Origin of the sequence: Acinetobacter sp. P1(2025), from assembly GCF_051390655.1 — a bacterium.
Taxonomy (GTDB): Bacteria; Pseudomonadota; Gammaproteobacteria; order Pseudomonadales; family Moraxellaceae; genus Acinetobacter; species Acinetobacter junii.
This window is the reverse complement of the sequence record NZ_JBPKBJ010000112.1, coordinates 1-7,470: the sequence shown is the minus strand read 5'-3', so window position 1 is coordinate 7,470 and position 7,470 is coordinate 1. Positions and strand designations below refer to the sequence as shown.

Here is a 7,470-nt window from a genome sequence, read left to right as displayed (position 1 = left end):
TTCAGCGTTTAATTGGTTTTGGGAAAAAAGAAGAGTTTAAGGAAATTTTGGCAATTTTAAGAAGGCAGAACCCTGATAGGATAAGGGTTCTGTGAAATTTGTCGTGTACAGAGGTTTAATTTATTAATTTATGGTAATCACATACGATCAGCGAAAGTTTTTTATAAATGGCTTGTAAACTTTCTTCCGTCCTAATGATGTAAGTTATTGATTTATCGTTGAGGTAAATATCCAGCGAAAGTTTTTTANCAGCGAAAGTTTTTTATAAATGGCTTGTAAACTTTCTTCCGTCCTAATGATGTAAGTTATTGATTTATCGTTGAGGTAAATATCCAGCGAAAGTTTTTTATAAATGGCTTGTAAACTTTCTTCCGTCCTAATGATGTAAGTTATTGATTTATCGTTGAGGTAAATATCCAGCGAAAGTTTTTTATAAATGGCTTGTAAACTTTCTTCCGTCCTAATGACGTAAGTTATTGATCTATTGCAGTTCGCTGATTTCATATTACGATAAACAAAAATCGCTTGTAAGAATATAGACACTTTAAATGGGTTCTAACAAATCGATTTCGTATAAGAGTTTTTATGTTAAATCACTGATGTTTGATCCTAGAATAATATTATGAATTGCTTTTATCTCTTCCTCTTTTTGAGCTTGAAACTTTCCATAAGTTGAAAAATGTAAATGCTTATAGATTAAAGGTTTTTTTTCATGAAAAACTTTAAGAGTATGTCCTTCTATTTGTTTTGCATCATTCATCCATGAAAATATAGATGTTTTTTTCATTAATTTAAAAACAGCATCAGAGATAAATACAGCTTTAGTGTGTTCTGAAAAAATGGCTTTATGAATGTATTGTAGATGATTTTTATCAAGATCAGAGCTTTTCAAATCATTTCTACCAGTTGTTGGAAGATGAAGAAGCTCGATAAATGAAATACGAGAAGCATCTTTGCAAGAAAGTCTAATTTTTGAAAATTCTTTATGATATTTTCGCCCATCTCCTTTATATCCATCTAATAAAAAAGGATGATGTAAATTGTATTTTTGCCAAAATGAAATAGCATCCTCATGATATTCAATGATTTTAGAAAATATTTTTTGTTCTTCAACATTGGGAGCGTAATTGGCATCTAAGCCAATAAATAAAAACTCTGCTTGAGTAGGACAACATCCCTGATAAGGTTTTTGGCGGAAAGCTTGAATTAGTTTTTCACTTGGATGAACGTTATACATATTTTTATCAGTAGACGTAATGCAAAGAATATTAGTTTATTCTAAAAGTGGACATTTTTATTGGTGAGAATATAGACATTTTAAATGGGTTCTAACACAAAAATGGGAGCCTATAGCTCCCATTTTTTATTTTTGCTCATGTTCTTTGTAGTACTGATGTGCTCTCTTAGAATTATGCTTCCAACTTTTAGCAATTTTGTATACATAAGTTGGAAAATCGTCCCAAACATGAGGTAGACCAGTACCACGCGCTACACGAAATTTAAGAGGATAGTTTTTATATTCAATATGATGCATGAAATAAAAGCTTCTCTCTTGTTGAGTGCTAAATTTTTTAAAATAGACACTCCTTATGTTCGGGTAGCGTTTGGAAAAATAATCATGAGGGTATGTTTTTACAGATTGTTGATACTGAGATTTCAGTTTTTTCATTTTTCCTCCTAGGTGACATTACCTAGAAGGGATCCTCTGCAAAGTAGTACATTGTCTTTAGTCCTATGAATTAAAAATTAATATTTAAAAGTACCACAAAGTAGTATAAAATTAACTACCACAAGGTAGTATAAACACAAGCAATGTATACAATATGTGAAACCCCTTTATTTACTAAATACTGTCTTGTTTATTGGACTCAGGAAGAATATGAGGAATTTAAAACATTCTTAGCATTAAATCCTGAAGCTGGGGATGTAGAACCCAATTCAGGCGGTATTCGTAAGATTAGATGGACTAGTGGCGGTAGGGGCAAAAGTGGTGGTGTCAGAGTCATCTACTTTAATCGTTTAACAAATGGAGAGATTTGGTTATTAACCTTGTACAGTAAAAAGCAAACTGTACAGCTTAGTAAGAAAACTCTGCAAGCATTGGTGGAGAAATTAAATGACTCGTTTAATGACTGAAAAAGAATTACAAGCTTTTGAAGCAACTAGAGATATTGAAGCTGAGATATTACAAGGCATTGATGATATGTTGGCTAATAATGCAGCGAAAAGAACAGTGATCACTGAAACAGATGTGGCATTAGCTCGTAGAAAGGCTCAACTAACTCAAGATCAGTTCGCCAAGATTCTTGGCGTATCAAGACGTACTCTTGAATCATGGGAACAAGGTGCGAGAAGACCATCAGGAGCAGCAACATCGCTTATCCGATTATTTATTGTTGATCCAAAATTTGTAAAAGAAAGTCTGGCTTAATTCATCTAGCTCTCACTAGAGAGCTATTCACTATATATTATTTAAGGTTTTTTATGAAACACTTAGGATTTGTAGGAAAAAGTACAGAATATATCGGCTATACCCATGTAGAAATTATCAATAGTTCTCTACGCCTGTCTTTCAACGTGCCATTAACAAATAATGTTGAAGAAACCTTTAAAAAAATTGTAGACAACAACTATGATTTATTGATGTCGACATCCGCAGAAATGTCATTTGAACTAGAAAATGAAACGCTTGAAATTCTTGAGAAAGTAATTAGAGAACAGGGGATCGAGACGGAAGAATTTATACAGAATACGTTGATTAAATTCATCAATCAAAATGGATTAGATACTACTAAATCTAATCTTTAGACAATAAAAAACCCCGGCATCCTGCCGGGGTTTTTCGTATTGGTTCGCTCGGTATAACTCCTGTCGTACCTTACAGTCCTTGTGCTTATCTCTTGTTATTCTTGTATGGAACTTCCTGTTCCCGATGAGTTCATCATAGGAAAATTCCAGTATGCCGCATAGCAGCAAAGGGCCGAGTTTCATGTGAGCCAAAGCGTACAAAATAGCCTAAATTTTATCCACAAAAAATGTGGATAATTTGGGACATTGAGGCATTGATAAAATTTGAAAAATCTCAAAATTGATTGCTTTTTAAACAAAATTATTGGCAAGAACTATCAAAAACGATCATAAAAAAGCCGACTTGTTTCAAAATCGGCTTTTTGTGCATTTTTGGATTTTTCTTAGTTTGTTAAGTTTTTGATATTTATATTAATATACAAGTGTACTTCGTATAACAACCATTATGTTAAATAGAATCAAAAAACCTCCAATAAAATCGTTATAGTATTATTATTTATTGAATAGATAAGAGAATTAAATTAGTGAAATACTCAAATGAAAAAATAGTAAAAGCTCTCTTACTTTCTCCTTTACCACTACTTTTTTTCACAGCAGTCCTGTTTATCGTAATGAATCAGGAATACAGCCTATACTCGATTTTAGTGGTTCTTGTAGGGCACGGTCTTGTCTACTTGGCTTATTGTATTTTGACTGTACCTTTCAGCTTCATATTCTCAATTCTTTTAAATCGTTATAACAGTCTTAATTTATTAACTATCTGTATTGCCTCTATAATTATTGCTACTCCATTTTTTATTCTTTTTGGATGGAGTCACACAGGAGAAATTTCGAAAGAGTGGTGGAAGATGTATACAGATACATGGACTATCTTTATGGCTCTATTTCCTGGCTTATGTTATTGGCTATTTCTGATTAACCTAAAAGATAAGAAATCAAAGAATATTGAATAAACCATTGCATAGAGATTCTTAAATTTCCCTAAAATTAACATAATACACCTTATGCGAAATGCTAATATTTTATTATTTAATTTCAGTGGTATAGTCTAAACTTGACAGCCCATTCTAGCCCGAATGGGTTTTTTTTATGATTTTTCACGTTCCACGCCTAATATCTGATCAATGTTCCACATTTTTGATTAGCTCAGTTTAACCATTCGGCAGGAAGAAGCGACTCAGGAAGCCCCTTTTCTTCGGTTCTTCTTCTACTGGCTCCGGTATAGGAATACGTTTATTTTCTGCTACGACTGGTATCGTTAAATTTTCTTCTTTTTGCTCAGGTTCTAGCCGAGGATCCGTTGTCATATCAGGTTCAGATTGATCAGTTTTTTCTTTTTTTAGAGGCTCTAAGATCCCTTTAAACTCAATTCTATGCGTAAGGTCTTCGATATGTTGCATTAAAGACTTTTCTCTTTGATTGGCTAAATCAAGCTGACTTTTGAGCAAAGAGATTTGATCTTTCAATACATTTTCAACTTCAGTTTGAACGTGTACCTGTACATCCTTTTGAGCGTGTTCAGTACGTGTACTAGCCTGAACACTGATAGGATTTCCATAGACTCTAATTAGTTCTGATAAATCTATAAGACCATCATTATCCCTTGATAACTTACCATTTTTTAAATCTTCATATATTGTTGTTCGTGATTTTTTAAAGGCTTTACTAGCGTCCATAACGCTAAATTTTGTTGTGTTCAATGTAATCCCTCAGTGCATGTACAAGGATGTTCATGTGAACATCCTACCTGAACATGAAATTTATTTTGAGTTAAATCCTACTTTTTTAAGATATGGTAGTAGTTCCATAAATTTTTCTTGGTGTTGTAACATTTCAGCAATTCGAACAGCAAATTGAGGATAGCTCTCAGTACCTTGAGAGTATTTATTCATTTCTGGAAGTTCTGAAAGCTTATTTGCAAAAAGATGGCGTTGTGCATCAGTAAGTTTTAAGAATAAATCTGAAATATTGGATTCATTTTTTATTGACGAAATTTCTTTCTTCTTGTGTTTAAAACTGAATGAAAAGCCTGTAATCATGCGTCCTTGCTTATGTTGTTCATAAGTCGCTTTAATATCAGTTTTTTCATTAATATCTTTAATTGCTAGATCTAAGACTCGCTTCTTAAAATCACTCATTAATTTATACTGGTCTTTCTCGATTCCTAATCGTGCCCTAAACTCTTCTAAACTAAATATTGGGGTTTTACCTGTATTCCTCCATTGAATTAATAATTCATAAAGTCTGCTCGAATAAATACTTTTTAGCTGAGCTGTTTGACTTAAAAGATACTGAGTAAAAAACTCTTTAACCCCATCAATACGGCTGATTCCTTGCACTACAGCAGGAGTAAAAACTATCTCTAAAGCGCCTTCGTTATCTAAGTATTTAACCTGTGAAATCCAACGACTTTTTACAATTTGACCATCTTCATCAAAGAAACTAAAGCGACGATTAAAAAGAGTTTCTTCAGCTTCTTTCATACGCATATATGCATTTTGTCGAGTGGTTTCAAAAGCCTCGGCATAACGTAAAGCACTAATCTTCAATGGTAAATCTGTACTGAGTCCTGTACCTGTATCTCTTGCATCAACAATTGCCAACTGAACAATATGAAATTCTGCTAAAGAAAGTACCTGAAATGCTTGATTCAAACGATTGGTTTTAACGACAAGATCTTTTTTCATGGTAATTAAGTGTCTTGATGAAGGTTAAAAATTATTTAAAGACATATTAATATAAAACATTTAAAAGACAAGTATTTTTTTGTCTTTTAAAGACAACTAAAAGTCTTTTTATAGGTAACTAAAAGTCTTTTTATAGGTAACTAAAAGTCTTTTTATAGGTAACTAAAAGTCTTTTTATTAACTCTAAAAGCTTTTATTTACAATACTTTCAATAGTGTTAAAAGCATTTAAAATTTTAAAAATAATTAAAAACCTATTTCTTTAAAAATTGCCCTATGTTTTCGCTCTGCTCAAACTCTATTGAACTTCGCTTTCGCTCAGTTCTAAGGGGCAATTTTTTTTCTCATACCGGATTCAATTTTTATACTGAAAAAAGCACAAGCAAAAGCAACAACAAAAAATGAATTCGCTTTGCTCATAAAGCTTTTTACTCGCGATGCTCGTTCTAGAATCAAATAAAGCCCATTGATCCATAAATTTTTGAACTCAATTTATAGAAAAAGCAGTTTTTCAGAGAGCCAAGGCGCGACTTTTGGTTATGTCGCTCGTAGACACTCACTTGGTTTATACCTTTTCGGTATATTGAAATTGAAGAGCAAGCCATTTTTATGACCTTAGTCTTGTGTTTGAAAGACTATATTTTGCGATTACAGCCATTTTTATTGTTTAACAACGCTTTCTCTATCTTTGTGTTTAAACATGGCTGTAATCGCATTTTATGACCCTTCTAAGTGATTTTTGACTTCGGTTACGTAGAGTTCTGTATCGTGCTCTGTATATTCACATAATCCTTCGATTACTTGGATCAATAGTTTTCTGGTTTGGAAGTAGTTGCCTGTCATTGGATGAATATATTGATATAGCGTTGTCTGGCTGACCATTGCATAAAAGTGTTGATTATTGACGATGTTGTTTTTGACTTTTCTTGCTTCAATATTTTCGATCGGTCTTCCAAGTTCTTTCCATGCCGCTAAGACTGCACCCCCCAATTCATATTTGAGTTTGTTCTCTGCATTGCGTCTCTTTTGAGCCTCGGTCAATTCTTTACTGGTTTTTTTGAGGAGTTCTCTGCGGCCTTCTTTTTCTACACGAATTCGATCTTCTAAAGTGGCTTTTTCAATTTTCTGGTAAGACTCGAGTGCACGATCTAAGCGGAAGAAGTTGTCCTGGTCCATTGGTTGTTGGAGCAGTGCTAAGATTTCAATTTCATTGGCATAGAGTGGTTGTTGATTCTTATGTTTAAGTTGGATTTGTTCGATGAGAGCCTGTCTTTTTAAAAATTGGTTTTTATCTCGATCTGCAGTTTTCAGCAGACTGAGCTGTTTGTCATTGAATATGCCATTCGCTTGCTGAAGTAAGGTCAAAGCCTGTTGTTGGTTTTTCTTGAGGAAGGGGAGTTTTTCCAGGAACTGCTGCAATGTCATGAGGTCATTTGAGGTGAGTATTTTCGCAGGTCTTCCACGGGCCGCCATCGCATTCTCCAGCATAAATTGGGTGAGATTTTTCTGTTTTCAGTCTAGCATATGCATCACGGAAAAATATTTAAATAAATGTGGGAACATTTTTTTAAATATTTAAGCTCGTTTCCGTGTTTCTAATTCGATATAATTACTACGCAATTATATCGAATTAGAAACACTCCTCCTCGTGCTCCGCAGGCTCTGCGAGGCCCCGGCTAAAAATGAAGGTGATATATGTTCTATTGCAACCTTGAACACACCGCAAAAAAAGCGATAAAGACACGATCAGGAAAAATCAAAGATGGCGCCACAGCCAAGAATCGCTTTCATTACATCACCCGAACGTCACACTTTAAAAGTTATAAGGAATCGGTTTCTGAGCACATTGAGTTTGTGAAATCCGGGAATTTACCCAGTTTTGCCGAGGGAAAACCGGCTGAATTTTGGCAGGCTGCAGATGTATATGAACGGAGTAATGGCCGAACCTGTTCCAGTCTGGTCGTGGCTTTACCCAA

The 7,470-nt window shown here is 33.9% G+C and carries 9 protein-coding genes and 1 pseudogene; 5 read left to right on the top strand and 5 right to left on the bottom strand.

The window, feature by feature from the left end; genetic code table 11:
- Nucleotides 1-583: 583 nt before the first annotated feature.
- Nucleotides 584-1,237 carry a hypothetical protein gene (locus tag ACSC97_RS17260; protein WP_000282938.1) on the bottom strand — a complete coding sequence of 218 codons (654 nt, stop codon included), beginning with the start codon at nucleotides 1,235-1,237 and terminating at the stop codon, nucleotides 584-586.
- A gap of 126 nt (nucleotides 1,238-1,363) precedes the next feature.
- Nucleotides 1,364-1,669, bottom strand: coding sequence for a hypothetical protein (locus ACSC97_RS17255; protein WP_000734383.1), 306 nt, complete (start codon nucleotides 1,667-1,669; stop codon nucleotides 1,364-1,366).
- Between the two features lie 143 nt (nucleotides 1,670-1,812).
- Here ACSC97_RS17255 and ACSC97_RS17250 point away from each other — a divergent pair, with 143 nt between their 5' ends.
- The 4 genes from ACSC97_RS17250 to ACSC97_RS17235 all read left to right on the top strand — a co-directional run bounded on the left by ACSC97_RS17250 (nucleotide 1,813) and on the right by ACSC97_RS17235 (nucleotide 3,761).
- Nucleotides 1,813-2,136, top strand: a complete 324-nt coding sequence (locus tag ACSC97_RS17250) for a hypothetical protein (protein WP_000288001.1) — start codon at nucleotides 1,813-1,815, stop codon at nucleotides 2,134-2,136.
- Nucleotides 2,117-2,431: a helix-turn-helix domain-containing protein gene (locus ACSC97_RS17245; RefSeq protein WP_000197509.1), complete on the top strand. Its 315-nt coding sequence runs from the start codon at nucleotides 2,117-2,119 to the stop codon at nucleotides 2,429-2,431. Before ACSC97_RS17250 ends, ACSC97_RS17245 begins: the two co-directional genes overlap by 20 nt.
- Nucleotides 2,432-2,484: 53 nt before the next feature.
- On the top strand, nucleotides 2,485-2,808 hold the full coding sequence (locus ACSC97_RS17240; protein WP_000681328.1) for a hypothetical protein: 324 nt from the start codon (nucleotides 2,485-2,487) through the stop codon (nucleotides 2,806-2,808).
- Between the two features lie 524 nt (nucleotides 2,809-3,332).
- Nucleotides 3,333-3,761, top strand: coding sequence for a hypothetical protein (locus ACSC97_RS17235; protein ID WP_000877730.1), 429 nt, complete (start codon nucleotides 3,333-3,335; stop codon nucleotides 3,759-3,761).
- Nucleotides 3,762-3,959: 198 nt separating this feature from the next.
- Here ACSC97_RS17235 and ACSC97_RS17230 read toward each other — a convergent pair whose 3' ends face one another.
- The 3 genes from ACSC97_RS17230 to ACSC97_RS17220 form a co-directional block, all read right to left on the bottom strand.
- On the bottom strand, nucleotides 3,960-4,508 hold the full coding sequence (locus tag ACSC97_RS17230) for a plasmid replication DNA-binding protein (protein ID WP_231517337.1): 549 nt from the start codon (nucleotides 4,506-4,508) through the stop codon (nucleotides 3,960-3,962).
- Between the two features lie 60 nt (nucleotides 4,509-4,568).
- Nucleotides 4,569-5,495: a replication initiation protein RepM gene (gene repM, locus ACSC97_RS17225; protein WP_436662160.1), complete on the bottom strand. Its 927-nt coding sequence runs from the start codon at nucleotides 5,493-5,495 to the stop codon at nucleotides 4,569-4,571.
- 716 nt (nucleotides 5,496-6,211) lie between these two features.
- The gene (locus ACSC97_RS17220) at nucleotides 6,212-6,967 is read right to left on the bottom strand and encodes a hypothetical protein (RefSeq protein WP_436662158.1); all 756 of its coding nucleotides are present in this window, start codon (nucleotides 6,965-6,967) and stop codon (nucleotides 6,212-6,214) included.
- A gap of 222 nt (nucleotides 6,968-7,189) precedes the next feature.
- Between ACSC97_RS17220 and ACSC97_RS17215 the strand changes: the two are divergent.
- Nucleotides 7,190-7,470 (top strand): annotated as a pseudogene (locus ACSC97_RS17215) (MobA/MobL family protein); the annotation flags it as partial.